Origin of the sequence: Nostoc sp., assembly GCF_036917415.1 — a bacterium.
Classification (GTDB): domain Bacteria; phylum Cyanobacteriota; class Cyanobacteriia; order Cyanobacteriales; family Nostocaceae; genus Nostoc.
On the sequence record NZ_JBALDJ010000037.1, the window covers coordinates 1 to 18,930 of the forward strand.

17 protein-coding genes are annotated in these 18,930 nt (G+C 41.5%); 7 read left to right on the plus strand and 10 right to left on the minus strand.

The annotated features are described in order from the left end of the window. Nucleotides 1-231, plus strand: a 231-nt coding sequence (locus V7K41_RS06945) for a hypothetical protein (RefSeq protein WP_334846719.1), incomplete at its 5' end; no start/stop codon positions are given. On the opposite strand, the gene V7K41_RS06950 is transcribed toward V7K41_RS06945, so the two are convergent. From V7K41_RS06950 to V7K41_RS06975, 6 genes are all read right to left on the minus strand, one after another. Beyond that, the gene (locus V7K41_RS06950) at nucleotides 205-1,986 is read right to left on the minus strand and encodes a M61 family metallopeptidase (RefSeq protein WP_334846720.1); all 1,782 of its coding nucleotides are present in this window, start codon (nucleotides 1,984-1,986) and stop codon (nucleotides 205-207) included. The two genes, V7K41_RS06945 and V7K41_RS06950, sit on opposite strands and share 27 nt — an antisense overlap. A gap of 167 nt (nucleotides 1,987-2,153) precedes the next feature. Then, complete coding sequence (locus V7K41_RS06955) at nucleotides 2,154-2,837, minus strand: Crp/Fnr family transcriptional regulator (RefSeq protein ID WP_334846722.1); 684 nt, start codon at nucleotides 2,835-2,837, stop codon at nucleotides 2,154-2,156. A gap of 188 nt (nucleotides 2,838-3,025) precedes the next feature. Beyond that, nucleotides 3,026-4,294 carry a pilus assembly protein PilB gene (locus V7K41_RS06960; RefSeq protein WP_334846723.1) on the minus strand — a complete coding sequence of 423 codons (1,269 nt, stop codon included), beginning with the start codon at nucleotides 4,292-4,294 and terminating at the stop codon, nucleotides 3,026-3,028. 229 nt (nucleotides 4,295-4,523) lie between these two features. Further along, entirely contained in the window at nucleotides 4,524-5,711 is a 1,188-nt protein-coding gene (locus V7K41_RS06965; protein ID WP_334846724.1) for a HetZ-related protein 2, read from the minus strand. A gap of 1,005 nt (nucleotides 5,712-6,716) precedes the next feature. Next, the gene (locus tag V7K41_RS06970) at nucleotides 6,717-7,064 is read right to left on the minus strand and encodes a carbon dioxide-concentrating mechanism protein CcmK (RefSeq protein WP_334846725.1); all 348 of its coding nucleotides are present in this window, start codon (nucleotides 7,062-7,064) and stop codon (nucleotides 6,717-6,719) included. A gap of 85 nt (nucleotides 7,065-7,149) precedes the next feature. After that, the gene (locus V7K41_RS06975) at nucleotides 7,150-7,461 is read right to left on the minus strand and encodes a carbon dioxide-concentrating mechanism protein CcmK (protein WP_334759744.1); all 312 of its coding nucleotides are present in this window, start codon (nucleotides 7,459-7,461) and stop codon (nucleotides 7,150-7,152) included. Between the two features lie 274 nt (nucleotides 7,462-7,735). Here V7K41_RS06975 and V7K41_RS06980 point away from each other — a divergent pair, with 274 nt between their 5' ends. Then, nucleotides 7,736-8,635, plus strand: coding sequence for an alpha/beta fold hydrolase (locus V7K41_RS06980; RefSeq protein ID WP_334846727.1), 900 nt, complete (start codon nucleotides 7,736-7,738; stop codon nucleotides 8,633-8,635). A gap of 323 nt (nucleotides 8,636-8,958) precedes the next feature. Here V7K41_RS06980 and V7K41_RS06985 read toward each other — a convergent pair whose 3' ends face one another. Further along, nucleotides 8,959-9,588 carry a hypothetical protein gene (locus V7K41_RS06985; protein ID WP_334846728.1) on the minus strand — a complete coding sequence of 210 codons (630 nt, stop codon included), beginning with the start codon at nucleotides 9,586-9,588 and terminating at the stop codon, nucleotides 8,959-8,961. After that, nucleotides 9,588-10,223 (minus strand): ParA family protein, encoded by a 636-nt coding sequence (locus V7K41_RS06990; RefSeq protein WP_334846743.1) that lies wholly within the window; start codon nucleotides 10,221-10,223, stop codon nucleotides 9,588-9,590. The genes V7K41_RS06985 and V7K41_RS06990 overlap by 1 nt, the downstream gene beginning before the upstream one ends. Before the next feature lie 239 nt (nucleotides 10,224-10,462). On the opposite strand from V7K41_RS06990, the gene V7K41_RS06995 reads away from it, so the two are divergent. The 4 genes from V7K41_RS06995 (at nucleotide 10,463) to V7K41_RS07010 (ending at nucleotide 14,652) form a co-directional block, all read left to right on the plus strand. Next, complete coding sequence (locus tag V7K41_RS06995; RefSeq protein WP_334846730.1) at nucleotides 10,463-11,845, plus strand: cytochrome P450; 1,383 nt, start codon at nucleotides 10,463-10,465, stop codon at nucleotides 11,843-11,845. A 110-nt stretch (nucleotides 11,846-11,955) separates the two neighbouring features. Next, nucleotides 11,956-12,258, plus strand: coding sequence for a type II toxin-antitoxin system HigB family toxin (locus tag V7K41_RS07000; RefSeq protein WP_334846732.1), 303 nt, complete (start codon nucleotides 11,956-11,958; stop codon nucleotides 12,256-12,258). 227 nt (nucleotides 12,259-12,485) lie between these two features. Continuing rightward, on the plus strand, nucleotides 12,486-12,893 hold the full coding sequence (locus V7K41_RS07005; protein WP_334846734.1) for a helix-turn-helix domain-containing protein: 408 nt from the start codon (nucleotides 12,486-12,488) through the stop codon (nucleotides 12,891-12,893). A gap of 112 nt (nucleotides 12,894-13,005) precedes the next feature. After that, complete coding sequence (locus tag V7K41_RS07010) at nucleotides 13,006-14,652, plus strand: HEAT repeat domain-containing protein (RefSeq protein ID WP_334846736.1); 1,647 nt, start codon at nucleotides 13,006-13,008, stop codon at nucleotides 14,650-14,652. A 66-nt stretch (nucleotides 14,653-14,718) separates the two neighbouring features. Here the strand turns inward: V7K41_RS07010 and ccmS are convergent, their stop codons facing one another. Beyond that, a complete protein-coding gene (gene ccmS, locus V7K41_RS07015) occupies nucleotides 14,719-15,147 on the minus strand; it encodes a beta-carboxysome assembly chaperone CcmS (protein ID WP_334846738.1) in 429 nt (142 codons plus the stop codon). A 38-nt stretch (nucleotides 15,148-15,185) separates the two neighbouring features. Then, the gene (locus tag V7K41_RS07020; RefSeq protein WP_334846739.1) at nucleotides 15,186-16,994 is read right to left on the minus strand and encodes an ABC transporter ATP-binding protein; all 1,809 of its coding nucleotides are present in this window, start codon (nucleotides 16,992-16,994) and stop codon (nucleotides 15,186-15,188) included. 293 nt (nucleotides 16,995-17,287) lie between these two features. Between V7K41_RS07020 and V7K41_RS07025 the strand changes: the two genes are divergently transcribed. Then, entirely contained in the window at nucleotides 17,288-18,703 is a 1,416-nt protein-coding gene (locus tag V7K41_RS07025) for a folate/biopterin family MFS transporter (protein WP_334846741.1), read from the plus strand. The last annotated feature ends 227 nt before the right edge of the window (nucleotides 18,704-18,930 follow it).

The window sequence follows — 18,930 nt, forward strand, 5'->3', positions numbered from 1 at the left end:
AGCAGGGAGCAGGGAGCAGGGAGCAGGGAGCAGGGAGCAGGGAGCAGGGAGCAGGGAGCAGGGAGCAGGGAGCAGGGAGCAGGGAGCAGGGAGCAGGGAGCAAGGGAGCAGGGAGCAGGGAGCAGGGAGCAAGGGAGAAGAGCTTTCCCCTTTGCCCCGCGCACCCTGCCCTTGTGCCTCTTTTCAATGCCCAATGCCCCTTTATTAAACAGTTGCGATCGCATCTCCTAGCCATCCAGCAAAGTTTTGCTGCTGTGTGGAGTTAGGGTGATCAACAGGCTTTACCTGATACCGAGTCGGATGTGGTGATTTGAGGGTGATGAAATAAGTACGGAGTTCGTCTTGGTGAAAAACTGCAACTTCGATTGTATCGTTTGGTTGGTAATCTTTCAGGCGATCGCTTAAGCCACCCGCCGTTACCTTAATCCCATCAATTGCTAACAACTCATCACCTGCATCAATTCCCCCTACTTGTGCAGGTGAACCAGTCTCCACAAATTTAACCATCTCCCGCCCATTCTCTGTATTTATTCTCACCCCCAGGTAAGGTTCTTCCTGCTGTTCCGCTACCAACTGCAAGCCAAAGGGTTCTAAATACTGATTGAAAGGCAAATCATCAATGCCATCAATGTAGCGTTTAAAGAAATCAGTCAAATCGATTCCGGCAACAGATTCTATAACTTCTTGCAACTGTTCTGGGGTATAACCAATTTCAGCTTGCCCAAATTGCTGCCACATTTTCAGCATCACCTCATCAAGGGAGCGCTGATTGTTGTGAGTAGAGCGAATCAGTAAATCCAGCAATAACGATACCATTTCTCCTTTTAAATAGTAAGAAATTTGGGAATTACCGCTATTGGCATCTGGGCGATAAAGTTTTATCCAGGCATCAAAACTCGACTCGGAAACGGGTTGTACCTTGCGCCCCGGTGTCATTTCATATCTGGTAATTTCCTTACCCAAATTATTCAAATACGACTGAACATCAAAAATTCCCGCCCGCAAAGGAATTAACAAGTCATAGTAACTAGTAGTGCCCTCACAAAACCACAATGATGGTGTATAGTTTTCTTGGTCGTAATCAAAAACCTCTAATGCTTTTGGGCGAATTCGCTTGACATTCCACAAGTGAAAGAACTCGTGTGCAACTAATTGAAGAAAGCGATCGTATTTTTCCTGAGCGCGAAACCCAAAACGTTGGTAAATTAAAGAGCAAGAATTTTTATGTTCCAAACCGCCAAAAGCTTGGCTAAATAAATGTAGCAGAAACACATATCGTTCATAAGGCAAACCGCCGAACATCTGCGCTTCTACCTGAATAATTTTTTGGATATCAGCAATCATCTGCTGAACTTGGTAATTACCTTGCCCCCAGATTGCCAATTCATGGGGTTTTCCTAATACCTCAAATTTATACAATTGGTGGCTACCAATCTCAAAGGGAGTATCCACTAGAGTATCAAAATCGCTAGCTAAGAAAGTATTCGTTTCTTCACCAACGGATGGTAAGGCAGTAGTTACCTGCCATTGTGGCTGTGGTGGTACGATGGTGACGCGAATGGGTTGCTTATCCCAGCCAGGTATTCTAAAAAATAGTGCTGCACCATTGAAATAACCGTGGGTGGCATCTAAGTGATTTGTCCGTACCGATAGCTCATTGGCAAAAATGCGGTAACGTACAGTTAATTCTGAAATACCTATTTTCTCTATCTGCCAGTGATTTTTACCGATCTTCCGCCAAGTTAAAGGCTTATTCTCTGCAAAAGCCTCAAAATCCTGTAAATTCTTCGCGTATTCCCGGACTAAATAGGAACCGGGTGTCCACACTGGCAGTTTTAAATCGAGAATCGGTGAGGAATAATCGACAAGGTGTAAAGTAACCTCAAACAGATGGGTTTCTGGTTGGGACATTGCCACCAGGTAATGAATCGTTGGCTCGGTTTCTTGGAGGTAGGTGTTGGGGCGAGTTGCTGTTGCTTCAGTCATCTTGCGTGCTGAGTTAATAATCAATGGGTAATTTTCCCATCATGACAAATTTGCTTTTAACATCGCACACAAACCGTCTTTCGTTCATCATCATCCAAAATCTCTGGCGTTAAACTTACCAAGAAGCAAGCTACGCGAAGCATCTCGTAGAGAATCGGATAAAAAAATCACACTTTGCCAGCCAAGTTCATCAACTGTTTGAAGTTCACAAGATAAGTGATGTTGTTGGCGCTATCAATTTTTATCCACCCTTTTTCATGTAGTTTTTCCATGATTTTGGTGGTTTCTTCTACGCCGATTTCTGTCACCTCTGCTAAATCTTTAAAGGGAATGTTAAAAATTTCTCTTCCTAAGTCTGATTCCTGACCATAGCTTTCACCCAAAGTCACTAGGGTATGAGCGAGTTTGACAGCTGGTGGTGAAGACCGCATTTGTAAGCGCAGGTTAATTTGCCGCAATCGCCTCACCATCAGTTGCAACATTCGGTGATGTAACTGTGGGTCTTTAAACAATATTTGAATAAACCGCTCTCTGGAGATACTAAGCAACTTCACGGGTGAAAGGGCAATGACATCAGTTGAGCGTGGAGATTCATCCAAAATTGCCATTTCTCCAAAAAAATCGCCACGACCAAAAATTGCCAGAGCTACTGAATCTTCCCCAACGGTACGCCGGACTTTGACCCAACCAGAAACCACGAGGTAAACGGCGTTACCCCAGGCATCTTCCATCACAACGGCTCGACCAGATGGGTATTCATGTTCAATTGCAACGTTGAGTAGCCATTCCAATGTCTGTGGATTGGCTGTACTCATTAAGGGGAAAAGTTCACTAAAAACCTCAGTTAGCATGAAATATTTGCAACAATAGGATTTAAGAGCGGGAAACTAACTTTGCTACTATTAAGTTTGTTTAAACCGTAATCTTACTCAGAATACGATCGCAAAATTTGTATTTATTGAAGATGAACCTCTAAGCTTTATCAGTCTAGGATTCCATTACAACATAACAATTATGTATGCGAACGAAATCAGCGTTTTCACTTACTGACGGATGATTTACTCTTTGTTGGTAGATTGCTATCTAGTGCCAGTATTTTGATCTGTTGGTCTAAATTTTTCACTAATTGATTCAGGGCTACTAAAGCTTCTAATTGCTGAGAATCAAGGCTAGGATTCAGTAAAAGTCGTTCTTGTAGTTCATGTAACTTGATACTGAGTTGCTGAGAAATTCCTAAAGCATCGCGGCCTAAACGTGTTAACTGGTGTTGTTGATAGAATTTTAATGCTGCTCCCCGCAATACTTGGAGTGTTGCCTCTTCGCCGTAGATTCCCGGCATGACTCGCAAGCGTAATAATAAGCGATTGTTTTGATACACGTATTCCTTTTCTACCTGTTTTGGTTCTGTAACCTTGGTTACAGGCAGGGAAGCAAACCGCTTTAATTCATTCAGTACTCCTTGGAAAACTGAGAGCGGCAGTTTGTCTAATACAGACTGCAAAACTCCATTGTCACTCCACAGTATTCTGCCTTCATAAGCTTGTCTTTCTAAATACAAACGACCAATTCCCCCAGCCAGGATTCGCCTTAGTAATTCTTTTAGTAATTTTTTTGGTGGCAGTGTTTTTAGTAAATCAATCGGATTCAGTAGTTCGGAAGCTTGTGTGGGCAAAATAGGTAAATTGTTTGATGATGTGGCTTCAGAATTCTCTTCCTGTTGAGTTCTGAAAATAGGGGTCAAGAACGTCGTAGTTTGAGATGATTGGTCTAGCTCTGGGATAGGAGGCAAGTCTACCCGCTGCCCAGAATGTTGACGCTTTTGTGTCTGAAATACCATCAATATTGGTTGCTGATTTGATTCCGAGTCGGCATCTAGGGAAGGATTAGGTGTATCAGCAATCGTAGCTGGGCTATTTGTTGGGGGAAAGTCCACTATTGACCGATCTAGTTGTTTGGCATCTAGCTGGGATGTATTTTTATGGTTGAGGTAGGCTGATAGTATTCTGCGGTGAGAATCGGCTGCGATCGCCTCAATCACCATTGTGCAATTGATATAAGACAAAATGCGACCAACATAATCTAGGGCTTCGCTGTCTTCTGGATAAACCATACCTAGCAAGAGGTTTTTGTCTTCTAATCCAAAGGGCAAAATCTGGTGGTAGAGGCAAGCTTCAAAGGACAAAAGACGATCGATTAGGTGGAATATTTGTTCGCGATCGCCTCCTTCCTCCCACCTAGTTTGAGCGGCAGTTAGCATTTGCTGTCCATTTGCTGCGGTATCATTTAGTTCACCCTTTGAAGACAACATAGATTTGATTCGTTGGTGTTTACTTATATTTTGCCTCTAATTTAATAGGTAGTTAATAAAGATACTTTGTTAGATTGTTAAAATTCCAATTATATATACTTAAGTAAATGTAAGTAAAATATGAATTTTAGATTATGGACTGGGGATAATACTGAAGATTGGGCATTGGGCATTGGGTATTAATTATTCCCCCTTGCTCCCCTGCTTCCCATTCTTCTTCCACTACAGGCTACTCCTGGGTTCTTAAAGCTTGGGCTTCAAGATAGACTTTCGTCCATTCGCCCAGCACTTGATGGGTTTTGAGTTTTAACTGTTCGGCTATGGCTTCTATTGAATTACCCGCTCTCCGCAAATTTAAAATCTGCCGCCCTAGAGGAGCCAATTTTTCATGAAGTTGTTGCCATTGGTTTTGGGTTAATCCCAAATTATGTTCTTGCAAGGAAATTGAGAGCCAGCTATCTACGAGTTCTGGATTGCCTTTGAGGGCAAAAACACGTACAGCATGGTAACTAATTTTTTCTCGCAGACGGTAAACTTCTTTAGTCTGCTTATTCAGTTTTTTGGCGATCTCTTCCTGGGACTTACCTTGCAGATACAGCCGTAGCCATTCCACTGCTTCTGTTCCCAGATTTTCTTGTAAATAATTTTCAAATTCTTTTTGTACTGACTGGCGCAGCCCCTGTTGTTCCTCTAGTTGTTGTGCTTCTTGATATTCTGCGATCGCCTGACTATCGACTAAGTTAACTCGATTGTCACTGTCCTCTGTAAGAACTTCTTCTGACACTAGTCTAATCAAGTCACGGCCGGGTACTTGGGTTAAACCACCGCGCTGAGTGCGACGCAAATAATTCACAAATCGGTAAGCTAATAGGGGTTGATTCCGTACTGGCCGCAGACAATATTCTTCTACACTGGCAAATAACAGAGCATCCCCCAATCGTCTATCGGTTGTATATTTGGCAATATCAACCATTTGTTGTTGCATCTGACTGTCGCTTTGGAGTAGTTCTTGAAGTACTTCTTGTAATACATCCATTACACTACGCTGGCGATCGCGGCTGAGGGAAACCCAAGTCTGAATCTTATTCCGTAATGTTACTAAACTCCCCAATCGCGTTATCAAGTTGCGATATGCACGTTCTCGCCCCAGCCCCAAGTAGCGTTGACGTAAAATCCTCCAGCGATATTCCATCGCTTGCTTGGCGATATCAAGTTCTTTAGGATTAAACAGATCGAACCGTTTTGAGTCAGATCCCAACAGCCAGAGAATAATGCTTTGCCTAGCGGCTTCATTTTGGTTTGGACATTCCACAGCCAAACGCTTTTGCCAATCTAGAGCCAGTTTTTCCACATCTATTGTCATAGTGAGATTGCATTCCTCGAAACTCAATTTTGAAGTTTGCATCACAACCCCCATTTGCCCCACCTAATTGTTTAACTGGCAGCTGCCCCAGATTTCATGAGTTTCATGAAAATAGCTCAGTGATTCTACTTTTATTACGTCTGAATTCACTAAAATTATGCAGAAATTTCTACATTGATGTTTTGCTGGCAGTAAAAATTGTCCAAAACCAATGTATATCAAGCATTTGGGGCATTCTATTAATTGAACTTTTTTGTAAAGTTATGTTTTGTAGTTGAGAACAGAAATCTGCTTAAAGTGGTGAAGATACACCTTGCACGAAATGTATCGCGGAAATTTGACATTTTGTAACAGATTGAGGAACGAATCTAATTTAACTCAATGTCAGACGTTATTCCACCCGTATAAGTTTCAACCCTCTACAACCCCTTACGTAGTAGAATACTTAGTTAAATCTAAATATCCTTGGGATTAATGAGATTTTGCCCTAGAAGATTCCCTAACCCCTCTGATAAATTGACTTAATTCCCTGCTTTTTAAAGAGGATCGCACCTTAGCTGAATCGTATTAAGTCACATTTCCTGATATTTATTGGTTTTATTAAGTGTATATACGGTAATTAGCGTTTTCAGAGGTTGTTTGGGAAGTAGTTGTATAAAATCTTAGATAAATACTATCGCTATAGCGTCGAATTAGTCTCATGTATCCTATGTGGCGATGTCTACGACGGGCTACGCCTACGCTATTCTGGATAGTAGGGATTGATAGGCAAATTTATTTTTTTTAAACTAGCTTCAGTCACAACTACACCTTTAATATTGCTAAGTTTTTCTTAAAGCTTTTATATTTCTAAAATGAATAGTCAACAGTCAATATTGGTTTTGACTATTGACTCTGACTGTTGCTTTCCTTCTGCCTCAAAATTAAACTTATGCAAAATCTAAAAACAGAAAGAATGTAATTCTCTAAAGTTTTGATAATCAGAAGCCTGACAATAAACTTCTCTTTAAATTCATGTATGGGAATTTTTTGTTTTAAATCCCCCGCAGGAGGTTAAATTTATCGATTGTTCGATCTAACAATGGGACTTTCTACAGATTCTCGATACTGTTGGACTTGTTCTGTGTAAGCAATTGGCAGAACAGCTTCAACGTTTTCATGGGGACGAGCAATAATCACCCAGGATTCCAGTGTACCGCCATAAACATTTTCTGCGGCTTCAATACCAGCAGCCATAGCTGTCTTTACTTCAGAAACATCGCCACGAATATTAACTGTAAAGCGAGCACTACCTACTCTAATATAACCAACGAGGGTGACTCGACCAGCTTTTAGCATAGCATCTGCTGCTGCTAGCACCGCAGGAAAGCCTTTCGTTTCAAGTGCTCCAACTGCCTGTAATGACATTATTAATCTCCTGTATGAATAAACGATATGGGGGCTACAAATTAATTGTACGAAGCTTCGCTACAGATTATGATGGCGAAATTGCTTAGAAGATGCGGAAAGGTTCTGATTCTTCAGTGAAATGGATTGGTAATATGGTTTCCACATTTTTCGGAGGATTAGGAACGATGTAGTAGGTAATTACTGCACCAACCTTGACTTGCTCTCCAGCTGCGATTCCGGCTTCAACAGCTCTTTTTACCTCAGCAACGTGTCCCCGGACGGCGACTAACAAACGAGCGCTTTCAGCTTGACCATAGTACACAATTGTGACTTCGCCAGCTTTAACCATTGCATCTGCCGCTGCTAAGACACTAGGAAAACCTAAAGTTTCAATTACGCCAACCGCCATTGGCATGGCATTAGCTCCTGGATTAAGGGATAAGCGATTTTAATTGTACGTGGCTTTAGTCCCCATTTTGACATTTTGGAAAACTTTCTTTGATGCCATATTTTTTGGGACAGTAGAGACGCGATTAATCGCGTTTTTTGGGAGTTAGAATATTTTGATAGCCCACTGGTTTATATTTTATATATTACAAATAATACCTCAGCATCTTAGTTTGTGTAACTTTATTGTTTAAAAAAATCAGTTATGTGTGGAAGCAAACTAGTACGATAAACTGAAATTTATGTTTCCGAATTTTCTTCCTACGGCAGTTGGGCAACTCACAGAACCTACTTCGATCGCACTAGCTCGGAGTATTCAAACAACTGCGATCGCTACTTCTTTAACTAATCAACCAGTTACCACCACCTATGTCAAGCAAGGGTGTGGTGGAACTCCGATTTTATTAATTCATGGCTTTGACAGTTCTGTATTAGAATTTCGGCGGCTTTTGCCACTACTTTCTGAAGATAATGAAACTTGGGCAGTGGATTTACTGGGTTTTGGATTTACAGATAGACTTTCAGGAATTGCCTATAGCCCAACTGCGATTAAAACCCATCTTTATTATTTCTGGAAAAGCCTAATTAACCAACCTGTAATTTTAGTGGGTGCTTCGATGGGCGGTGCGACGGCGATTGATTTTACGTTAGCTTACCCAGAAGTGGTAGAAAAGCTGGTGTTAATTGATAGTGCGGGGTTAGCAGGTGGTTCGCCATTGAGCAAATTCATGTTTCCCCCATTAGATTATTTAGCAACTCAGTTTTTGAGTAATCTGAAGGTGCGCGATCGCGTTTCTCGCATTGGATATAAAAATCAAACTCTTGCCTCTATTGATGCGTTATGTTGTGGAGCATTACATTTACAAATGCCGAGCTGGCATCAAGCTGTGATTTCTTTCACTAAAAGTGGTGGTTACAGTGCTTTTAGACTTGAAATAATATCACAAATTGTGCAACAAACACTAATTTTATGGGGCGATTCCGATAAAATTTTGGGTACTGAGGATGCCATGAAATTTAAAAGGGCAATTCCACACAGTACTCTCACCTGGATTCAAGATTGTGGTCATCTCCCACACTTGGAACAACCACAAATAACTGCCCAGTATATTTTAAACTTTTGTGGTGAACTCATTAATTAGCTAGGCGTAAAAATTTAAAGTTTGTAGTAACGACTTTAGTCCTGATAATTCTTGTTTTAAGCGATTGATTACTCACTAGAAACCTACCGATTATTTCTAATAGTTTCAACAGCTGCTTTCCAATAGACTTCTTGGATGAATCAAACGCCCTCACCCTAAATCCCTCTCCCAAGCTTGGAAGAGGGACTTAGAAATTGGCTCCTTTTCTCCTCGTTCCCATATTCTGGGAACGAGATACAAATACAGAACAATAGGAAATCGAGCTTTTTTCGATTTGTGTGTACACCGTAGGGTAGGAAAGGGAAAGCCAAGATTAACTGACTTTAGTCAAGTAACCACATCTCATTAGAACTATCAGGATACTCATTTGGTTGATTTTGAGGTTGATTTTGAGCTAGTGTTTCCGATGACCGATGTGATTTTTTGTAGCTAAGTGGATTGTAGTGGTCTTTTACTGGTCTAATCGCGCTACTTTCTTTGACAACAAGTTTAGATTTCTCTTCTACTTTTTGTTGCGATTTTTGTTTTAAAGCATTAATTTCTTCTATCAGCTGAGAATTTGCTTCTGCAAGTTGCAGTGCTGCTTTTTTTGTTTCATCAAGTTCTTTTGTTAGCTGTTCTAGTAATGATTTTTGTTCTGATACAAATGTTTTTTGTTTAGATAATTTTGATTGCAAATCAGCAATTTCTTGTCCAAGAGATGCTTCTTTTTTGTGGCTTATTTCTAGATTACTTGTCAAAGAATTGACAGTTGTTTCTAAATCAGCTTTAGTGGGACTTGTGCGCTTAGTAGAACTTGGCTCAAGTGTTTGTGCTGAGGATTCCTCATCAGATGAAGCCTGTTCTTCGGCAATTTTTTCTGCTGTAATTTCGATCGCAGATTCACCTTCTGGGGGTGTAAATTTTTGTGCCTCTTCTTGTAGTAAGTCAGAGAGACTTTGTTTCCTAGCCATTATTCTTTTCTCCAATCACGCTGTAATTCATCAGCTGCACGGCGGTAGTCTAATTCCGCCTCCCGTGCGTTTCCTCCTCGCCATTGAGTAATCGCTACACCTTCTAGTGCTGCTCGTTCATGAGCTTTATAGGCACGGATGAAGGTATTACAAGTAGGAATACCTAAGCGAGTCAGAGTGTTTTTTGCTTCTTGTGCTTCTCCCAGACTGCGCGTATCGACTTTGGTGAGCAATACCCGATGGGGGGTTCCCACAGGGATGACGGCTTCCTTGACTGTTTCCACGAGGATTGCTAAATCCATTGCGGCTGGGGGTGTAGGCAAAACTAGATAATCTGCGATCGCAACTACCGCCACTAATGCTTCAGAGCGCAGGGCGGGAGGTGTATCTACCACTACTAAATCGTAACCTGTTATCTTTGCTAAATCACCTAAAAGTGTGGGATCTGTTTCTTGAGATAAATCGAATCCCATTCCCTGCTGACTGCGCCCAAACCACCAACTAGCAGAACCTTGAATATCTGCATCAATCAGCAGCACCTTTTTTTTCTTCGCAAAGTTTGCAGCCAGATTGACTGCGGTAGTCGTTTTACCGACTCCTCCTTTACCGTTGAGAATAGCGATGATTTTTGGCACTGCTTGCTTCCGATGCTGCCTTTTGAGTGCTGAGTTCTGAGTGCTGAGTGCTGAGTTAGGAGTAGAGACGCGATTAATCGCGTCTGTACAAGAGTTTTTATTATCCTCTTTGTCTTCTTTTTCAGTCCCCAGTTTCCAGTCCCTAGTCCCCAATGATGAATATACCGCTTTCTGTAACCCTAAGTAACATGAAAAGTCGTAACAATAAAATTCAGAAGCCATCAACTCCACAAAATTTTATGACAACTACTTACAATTTGCCTGATGGGCCTCAAATGCCACGCTGGCTGCGGATGATCAAGTTTATTAGTCAGCCTGTAAAATATATGGATGATTTTGCCCAAACCTACGGTGACACTTTCACGATCAGGAGTAATCGCTCGGATAACCATCTAGTATATTTTGGTCAACCCCAAGCACTTGAGCAGATTTTTACTGCTGATTCCAGGCATTTTGAGGTTGGCAGGGGGAACATAGGACTAAAATTTTTACTTGGCGATCGCTCCTTTATGTTATCAGATGGCGATCGCCACCAGCGCCAACGGCAACTATTAGCTCCTCCCTTTCATGGCGAAAGGATGCGGGCTTATGGCGAGGAAATTCGGGAAATAACCCGACAAGTGAGTAATGAATGGCAAATTGGCAAGCCTTTTAATATCCGTAAGTCGATGCAAGAAATCACCTTGCGTGTTATTCTGCGGGTTGTATTTGGGTTGCATGAAGGACAGCTTTTTGAGGAATTGAGGCGATCGCTAAGTGATTTACTAGACTTCATCAGTTCGCCTGTAATGTCCAGCGCCATGTTGTTCCGGTTCATCCAAAAAGATTTTGGTGCGTGGAGTCCTTGGGGTTGGATTCTGCAACAACGGCAAAAAATCGATCGACTTATTTATGCTTTACTTCGAGAACGTCGGGCTGAACTTGATCGAGATCGCCAAGATATCCTGAGTTTGATGATGGCGGCTCGTTATGAAGATGGCCAAGGGATGTCAGATGAAGAATTACACGACGAGTTAATGACCCTGCTAGTTGCGGGACATGAAACTACAGCTTCAGCATTGACATGGGCTTTTTACTGGATTGACCATTTACCAGTGGTGCGTCAAAAGTTACTACAAGAACTCAACACCATTGGAGTTAACCCCGATTTGAGTAATGTAGCTAAATTGCCCTATTTGACAGCAGTTTGCCAAGAAACATTGCGAATTTACCCAATTGCCATGACTGCTTTCGTGCGGATTGTAAAAACCCCAATTACAATTATGGGCTATGAACTGCGAGAGGGAACGGTAATAGCCCCCAGTATTTATTTAGCGCATCATCGGGAAGAAGTTTACCCACAATCCAAGCAGTTCAAACCAGAACGCTTTTTAGAAAGACAATATTCACCTTATGAATATTTACCCTTTGGTGGCGGTAATCGTCGCTGTATTGGAATGGCATTTGCCCAGTATGAAATGAAAATTGTCTTGGCTACTGTTTTGTCAGAATTTCAAGTATCGCTGGTGAATAAACGTCCTGTACGTCCTGTGCGCCGTGGGTTGACTTTAGCCGCACCCGCCGGAATGCGAATGGTTGCAACACCTCAAGTTAAGTGTGTGAATCCGCCAGCGCTAGTTTAGGTAAGTAGGGTGGGCATTTTAATCCCCACCCTAACTTCGCAATTTGCTAATATAATCTCGTATCCGACCAAGAGACACTCACATGAAAAAATACTATGTACTAAAAATTTATGCACATTATCAGTCGTGCAAGACTTGTCAAGTTCTGGGAAAAGCACTCTAATGCACAAACTAGCCTGCGGTTATGGTACAAATTGACATCTGTAGCAGAGTGGCAGAACTTGGTAGAGTTACGCCAAACTTTTCCCTCAGCCGATCAAGTCGGTAATTTCACAGTTTTTAACATAAGTGGTAATAATTATCGACTTATTAGTTTAGTAGATTACAAATGCCAAAAAGTCTTTATTCGCCATATATTGACACATGCCGAATATGACAAAGATGAGTGGAAAAATGATTGTTGGTTCGCTTGATGCTAACTATTCTTTGGGGGTAACAATTTTACAAATCCTCTTTAGGCATTGAGACCCTCAGATATATAGATAATAATATGAACATAATTACTAAGTTATAATTAATTAAAATCCCCTATTAGGGATTGAAACTCTCAGATATCTGGATAGTAATATGAGCATAAGTGTTTGAATTCCAATTAATCAAAATCCCTATTAGGGATTGAAACAATCAGATATCTGGCAAAATGACTCCTGGAACACCTGTTACTAAAACGTATATTCAATTACTCAAATCTTTTCCTCCTCGTCCCGTCACTTCCGAGGAAGAATTGCTGGCTATGCAAGAAGTTATTGATTCACTAATTGATAAAGTTGAATTAACACCAGATGAACAAGACTATCTCAATGTTTTAGGTACTCTGGTTTACGAGTACGAACAAAAACATCATTCTATACCTGATATTCATGGCGTAGAATTACTTCAAGCATTAATAGCCGAATTTAATTTACGACAAAAAGACTTAATTCCTATCTTTAAAACCGAGTCTATTGTATCTGAAGTCTTAAGTGGACAGCGCAAGCTGACAGTTAACCATATCGCTCGCCTCGCGGAGTTTTTTCACATTTCGCCTGCTGCTTTTTTTGAGTCATAAGAATGAAAACTTTACAGATACTCATCGTATGTAGACTTGACAATAAGCCAACTGATGTAGCAAGATTCATTTAAGTCCCTTTCGTCCCACATCTCGAAGTGGGTAGGAGGCAATGCATGATTGGCAGTATTTCTTTAACCACGATCGCAGCAATTTAAATCAAGGCACTTACCGCATCTTTGAGCCGGAGTGGAAAGCAGAGATTCTCCACTGGTTCAGCCAGGAAGATGTAGCTAAGGAGCAGAAGGAAGATTTTATCCAAGCTTTAATAGATTTTGATGACGGTTGCGGCGGTTTTTATCGGTATCGCGCCTACTTTTTGGCGGCTGAGGCTTTATCCCAGTTCCCAGAATGTAGCTTGGGTGATGTAATTGTAGAACAACTGCTCAAATGGAGTTATGCCTATTTTCGGCAGGATAAGCGCGATTGGCAGATACTACCAAAACCATTGGTGAAGACAGCCAGAAAAATGCTGGAATTAACCGATAGGAAACGGGTTATCGCGGCTTTTGTGCATTTGGTTCATACTACAGAAAGTCTCATAGTTCTTAGACTTGCTGCCGAAAAGTTAGGAAAACTCGATCCGGGTAATAAAAGTGCGATCGCAGCTTTATTACTCCTAATGAAGCAAGATAAATATGACTATTGGTGGTTTGGAATTGGTAGTTTAGGGAAAATTGGCTATGGCAATGAAACTGCGATCGCTGCTTTAATCCAATTTATTAAGATGAAGCCTGATGAAATTACAAATGAGTGGTTGACTTTAGAAGACATATATCAGGGTGCGATTACAGCTTTAGGAAAAATAGCTTATGGCAATGAAATTGCGATCGCTACCCTAATTGATTTCATCCAAAAATACAAAAATGACGTGGTTTCTTCATCTGCGGCTGCGGCTTTGTGGGCCATTGATCCAGGTAATGCAATAGCGTTAAATACTTTAGTCCAGATTCTCGAAACTACCGACAATACATATTTGCTCGATATGTCTGTTAGATATTTGATGGTAATTGATCCAGGTAACAAAGCTGCAATTACTATTTTAACTGAGAGAATTAAAACCACTGAGAATGAATTTTTCCGTTGTAAGGCTGCTTTATGTTTAGGAAAATTCGATTCAGGTAATAGAGTAGCAATCACCACTTTATCCAAAATACTTGAAACGGCTGAGGAAGAAGGGGTGTATTTTCATGCAGCAGATATACTAGCACCAACTAATGACTATCAGCAGCAAATAATTAAAGCCATGTGGAAAATGGTTAATTTAAAAGATGAACGTACATCTCTATATGCGCTCTTTATCTTGCTGGAAATAGATTCTAATAATCAACAGGCGTTTGATACTCTAATTCGGCTATTGAACACTACAAAGCATGAATCAATTTTGACAAGTGCTGCTTATAGCTTACAACAATTTAACCTAAGTAGAAAATTAGAAGCAGAGAAGCTAAATGAACTAATCGCCGTCTTTATCAGATTCATTCAAACCCATCATTATCTTGAAGTTGAGGAAGATGAAAATGAAGATTTATTTCCTTTGGAGTGGCTATCCTATGAATCCTGTCTTTTAGATATAGCTGATGATTTGATAAGTATCATCCAAAGCGAACATTTACCACAAGTAGTCATAAGCCTAAAAGATTATCTGAGTGAACAGTTTTACAAGAACAATTCATATTGCTATGAAGCTGTATTTAACATTATCTGGCATTGTGCCGAAAATCTGACTTACCCAGATTTCTACAAAGCAATGAACTAAACAATAAGCGCAGAGTTCTTTCTCTTCCTCCGCGTTTCTCTGCGCTTACCTTTGCGTTCCTCTGCGTTAAAAAACAATCTCTTGACTCATCCTCTCTTCCAGCACATCCAATAACCCATCCACATCCTTCCCAGCTTGCTCAAAACAAATCGGTGGTGCTGGTTCCGGTGCAAACTGAATTAACTTAATTTCCCCCTTCCCAATCCCAATCATCACAACTTCCATTTCCGGCTTGTGATTCTCGACAATTCCTAAAATTTCCTGAAGCCGATTATCAACCTTATTATTTAAATTCTCTATCTGCTCTTTCGGACAATAAACAAAATGCGGCGTTGGTTGCAAATCAATACCAACAGTACCCTGACTGTCACCATTTGCTAACCACAATCCCCAAAACAGCGCCGCCAATTCCTGCTGATTTGCTTTGACAAACTTATCCAACTGGCGACGCCACTTGTTATCACCTGATTCTGGTTGACTATTACCAAAAAACATAAATAATTCGTAATGAAGACACAGACAATAGGCGAAAGTTATCTCAAACCTGACTGCACACGCCAGAGACTAGAATAAATCCCGTCTTTCTCCAGCAATTGCTCGTGGGTTCCCGACTCTACTAATTTCCCATGTTCCATGACATAAATGCAATCGGCATTGCGAATAGTGGAAAGACGATGAGCGATCGCAATTGTAGTTCTATCGACTGTAATCCGTTCTAGCGATCGCTGGATTGCGGCTTCTGTCTCATTATCCACCGCCGAGGTCGCTTCATCTAAAATCAGAATCGGGGGATTTTTGAGAACTGCACGAGCGATCGCAATCCGTTGTCTTTGTCCACCAGATAACTTTTGTCCTCTTTCCCCGACAATTGTCTCATAACCTTGGGGCAATTCAATAATAAATTCGTGCGCCTCGGCTATCTTCGCCGCCGTGATGATTTCTTGCTCTGTAGTCTCAAAGCTACCATAAGCAATATTCTCCGCTACAGTGCCATGAAATAGAAAGACATCTTGACTCACCAAACCGATGCAGCGGCGTAAATCTTGTAAATTCAAACTTTGCAAATCAATGCCATCGAGAGTAATGCTTCCAGCTTGCACCTCATACAACCGCAATAAAAGTTTGACTAAAGTACTTTTACCAGAACCAGTTGAACCGACAATCGCAATGGTTTTCCCCGCCGGAATATCCAAAGACAGATTTTTAATTACTGGAAATCTATCTTTATAGGCAAAATAAACATTTTTAAATTGCACTTCACCGCGCACTTCATTCACAGGTAACGTCACATTACCTGTATGAATGGCGATAGGAGTATCCAATAAATTCATAACTCGATTAGTAGAAGCCATTGCCCTTTGATATTGGTCAAATGTTTCGCCTAATCTAGTTAAAGGCCACAGCAATCGCTGGATTAAAAACACTAATACACTGTAAGTACCTACAGACATTGTTCCAGAAACCGCTGCCATTCCGCCATACAAAAGTAATGCCGTGAAACCCACCAAAATTAGCATCCGAATTAACGGAACAAAAGCAGCAGAAAGAGTAATTGCCTTCCTATTACTGCGGCGATAAGCATCACTATCTAATTCTAAACGATAGGCTTCATAAGCTTCAGAGGTGAAACTTTTAATAGTAGTAATTCCGCTGATATTATTTGACAACCGCGAATTGAGAAAACCTACCTTTTCTCGCACATCAGCGTAGCGAGGCGCAAGTAGTCGTTGGTAGGCAAAAGAACCCCAGAGGATAAATGGCATCGGTGACAAAGCCATCCACGCTACACTAGGAGCCAAAATAAAGAAAGCAGCGCCAATAATTAGAACAGTTGCAGAAACTTGGATAATATCATTTGCTCCCCCATCCAAAAACCGCTCCAATTGGTTAATATCATCACTGAGGATAGACATTAAACCGCCTGTGCTGCGTTCTTCAAAATAAGCCAATTCCAACTCTTGCAAATGTTTGTATGCATCCAAACGCAAGTCATGCTGAATATTCTGAGCCAAATTCCGCCAAAGTCGAGCGTAGGCGTACTCAAAAACCGATTCTAGTATCCAAATGATCACAGTCAGGAAGGAAATAATCAAAAATTGTCCAAAGACATCGCGTACCCCTAACTGGGCAATTATGGAATCCTGTTGCTTAACTACCACATCCACCGCCACGCCAATTAAGCCGGGTGGTGCCAAATCGAAAAACTTATTGAGGATAGAATAAGTAGTCGCCAGCCAAATTTGTTTACGATACTGATGTCCATACTCAAGCAAACGCTGGAGAGGATGCGCTGAATGTTTACGCCTTCTTGATGCCCGATGAGATTTTAATGCAGTAGCCACGGCTTTTTGCGGTTTCGTGTGACTGATATTACCACGGAACAAAGTCTTGAGTCCTAAGTCCTGAGTCTGAAGATTGATTTAGACAGAACTAATGAGAACTGTATTCGATGTACCAAGTTCAAAGGCGAATAGCCGATCGAGAACGAGAACATCTTGCTATAAGAAAGAAAAGTTGTTAGGAAAGCCTTAAATAATACTCAAAGAAGAAACAAAAGGAAAAAGGTTAGAAAAAACCCATCTTCTAAGAATCGATATGATAGATAAGTAAACAAAATTTAAAAAATATTTATCGAATGGTAGATCAATCATCTGGCTTGTCCAAGGTCAAAGATTCAATAACACAAAAACTCTTCTTGGGTAATGAACCAAATGCGGAGTTAATTGCAATTCTCACCGTTTACTTTGTCCAAGGAATTTTAGGGTTATCGCGTCTAGCCGTTAGCTTTTTTCTCAAAGATGAACTACTCCTGAGTCCAGTCCAGGTATCGGCGCTATTGGGAATTGTCTTCCTACCTTGGATGATAAAGCCGGTGTTTGGTTTTATCTCTGATGGCTTGCCTATATTTGGCTATCGTCGCCGTCCTTACTTGATTTTATCCGGGGTACTGGGAACTGCTTCTTGGATAAGTCTGGCCACAATAGTTCATACTAGCTGGGCAGCTACATTAGCGATCGCTCTAGGTTCTCTCTCTGTCGCCATGAGTGATGTCATCGTTGACTCGTTGGTTGTAGAACGAGCCAGAGGCGAATCGCAAGCAAAAGCCGGTTCACTACAATCTCTGTGCTGGGGTGCTTCTGCGATCGGAGGTTTAATAACAGCCTACTTTAGCGGTCTACTACTCCAATACTTTACTACCCGTACTGTCTTTGGGATTACCGCTTTATTTCCTCTGATCGTTTCAGGGGTAGCTTGGTTAATTGCTGAGTCCCCCGTTAGCCAAGATGCTCAAGATAGTAATCAGACCAACTCTTTACCAATCAAACATCAGTTGGGGCAGCTACGCCAAGCCATTAGCCAAAAAACAATTTGGCTACCAACGGCGTTTATCTTCATCTGGCAAGCTACTCCAAATGCTGACTCAGCCTTTTTCTACTTCACTACCAACGAACTCCACTTTGAACCAGAATTTTTGGGGCGGGTGCATTTGGTAACAAGTTTCGCTTCTTTAGCAGGTGTTTGGATTTTTCAACGTTTCCTCAAAAGCATCCCTTTTCGCGTGATTTTTGCTTGGAGTACTGTGCTTTCGTCAATTTTAGGGATGACGATGCTGTTGTTGGTGACTCACACAAACAGGCTATTGGGTATAGATGACCACTGGTTTAGTTTGGGTGATAGCCTGATTCTGACTGTGATGGGGAAAATTGCCTTTATGCAAGTGATGGTGCTAGCAGCAAGGCTTTGTCCTTCTGGTGTGGAAGCCACATTATTTGCCTTGTTAATGTCAGTGTTTAATTCAGCAGGAAGCGTTTCTCATGCATTCGGGGCATTAATCACCTATTGGCTGGGGATCACCGCAACAAACTTTGAGTCACTTTGGCTCTTGGTGGTAATTACTAACCTCAGTACGCTGTTACCCCTACCATTTATCAACTGGCTACCTGCTGCTGATGAGCAAACTGAAACACCCAAAAATGAGGAAAAATCATTTTCGCCTGATTTGATGTCTGAGTTGGTACTGAGAGAACCAAAGTCAGAAATATTAGAATAGTGTAATACAGCAGTTTTCAAGTAAATGAGATAAAAAGTCCAGGACTCATGCATCAGACATAAAGAGTTTCACTTCTTTCTTCCTGCCTCTTGCCCCCTGCCCCCTGCCCCCTGCCCCCTGCCTCTTGCCCCCTGCCCCCTGCCCCCTGCCCCCTGCCTCTTGCCCCCTGCCCCCTGCCCCCTGCCTCTTGCCCCCTGCCCCCTGCCCCCTGCCTCTTGCCCCCTGCC

Coding starts and splice junctions, on each gene's coding strand:
- V7K41_RS07025 (WP_334846741.1), top strand. CDS start 17,288: ATGGTAGATCAATCATCTGGCTTGTCCAAGGTCAAAGATTCAATAACA.
- V7K41_RS06950 (WP_334846720.1), bottom strand. CDS start 1,986: ATGACTGAAGCAACAGCAACTCGCCCCAACACCTACCTCCAAGAAACC.
- ccmS (WP_334846738.1), bottom strand. CDS start 15,147: ATGTTTTTTGGTAATAGTCAACCAGAATCAGGTGATAACAAGTGGCGT.
- V7K41_RS06970 (WP_334846725.1), bottom strand. CDS start 7,064: ATGTCATTACAGGCAGTTGGAGCACTTGAAACGAAAGGCTTTCCTGCG.
- V7K41_RS06985 (WP_334846728.1), bottom strand. CDS start 9,588: ATGGCTAGGAAACAAAGTCTCTCTGACTTACTACAAGAAGAGGCACAA.
- V7K41_RS06995 (WP_334846730.1), top strand. CDS start 10,463: ATGACAACTACTTACAATTTGCCTGATGGGCCTCAAATGCCACGCTGG.
- V7K41_RS07010 (WP_334846736.1), top strand. CDS start 13,006: ATGCATGATTGGCAGTATTTCTTTAACCACGATCGCAGCAATTTAAAT.
- V7K41_RS06965 (WP_334846724.1), bottom strand. CDS start 5,711: ATGGGGGTTGTGATGCAAACTTCAAAATTGAGTTTCGAGGAATGCAAT.
- V7K41_RS06960 (WP_334846723.1), bottom strand. CDS start 4,294: ATGTTGTCTTCAAAGGGTGAACTAAATGATACCGCAGCAAATGGACAG.
- V7K41_RS07000 (WP_334846732.1), top strand. CDS start 11,956: ATGCACATTATCAGTCGTGCAAGACTTGTCAAGTTCTGGGAAAAGCAC.
- V7K41_RS06980 (WP_334846727.1), top strand. CDS start 7,736: ATGTTTCCGAATTTTCTTCCTACGGCAGTTGGGCAACTCACAGAACCT.
- V7K41_RS06955 (WP_334846722.1), bottom strand. CDS start 2,837: ATGCTAACTGAGGTTTTTAGTGAACTTTTCCCCTTAATGAGTACAGCC.
- V7K41_RS06975 (WP_334759744.1), bottom strand. CDS start 7,461: ATGCCAATGGCGGTTGGCGTAATTGAAACTTTAGGTTTTCCTAGTGTC.
- V7K41_RS07005 (WP_334846734.1), top strand. CDS start 12,486: ATGACTCCTGGAACACCTGTTACTAAAACGTATATTCAATTACTCAAA.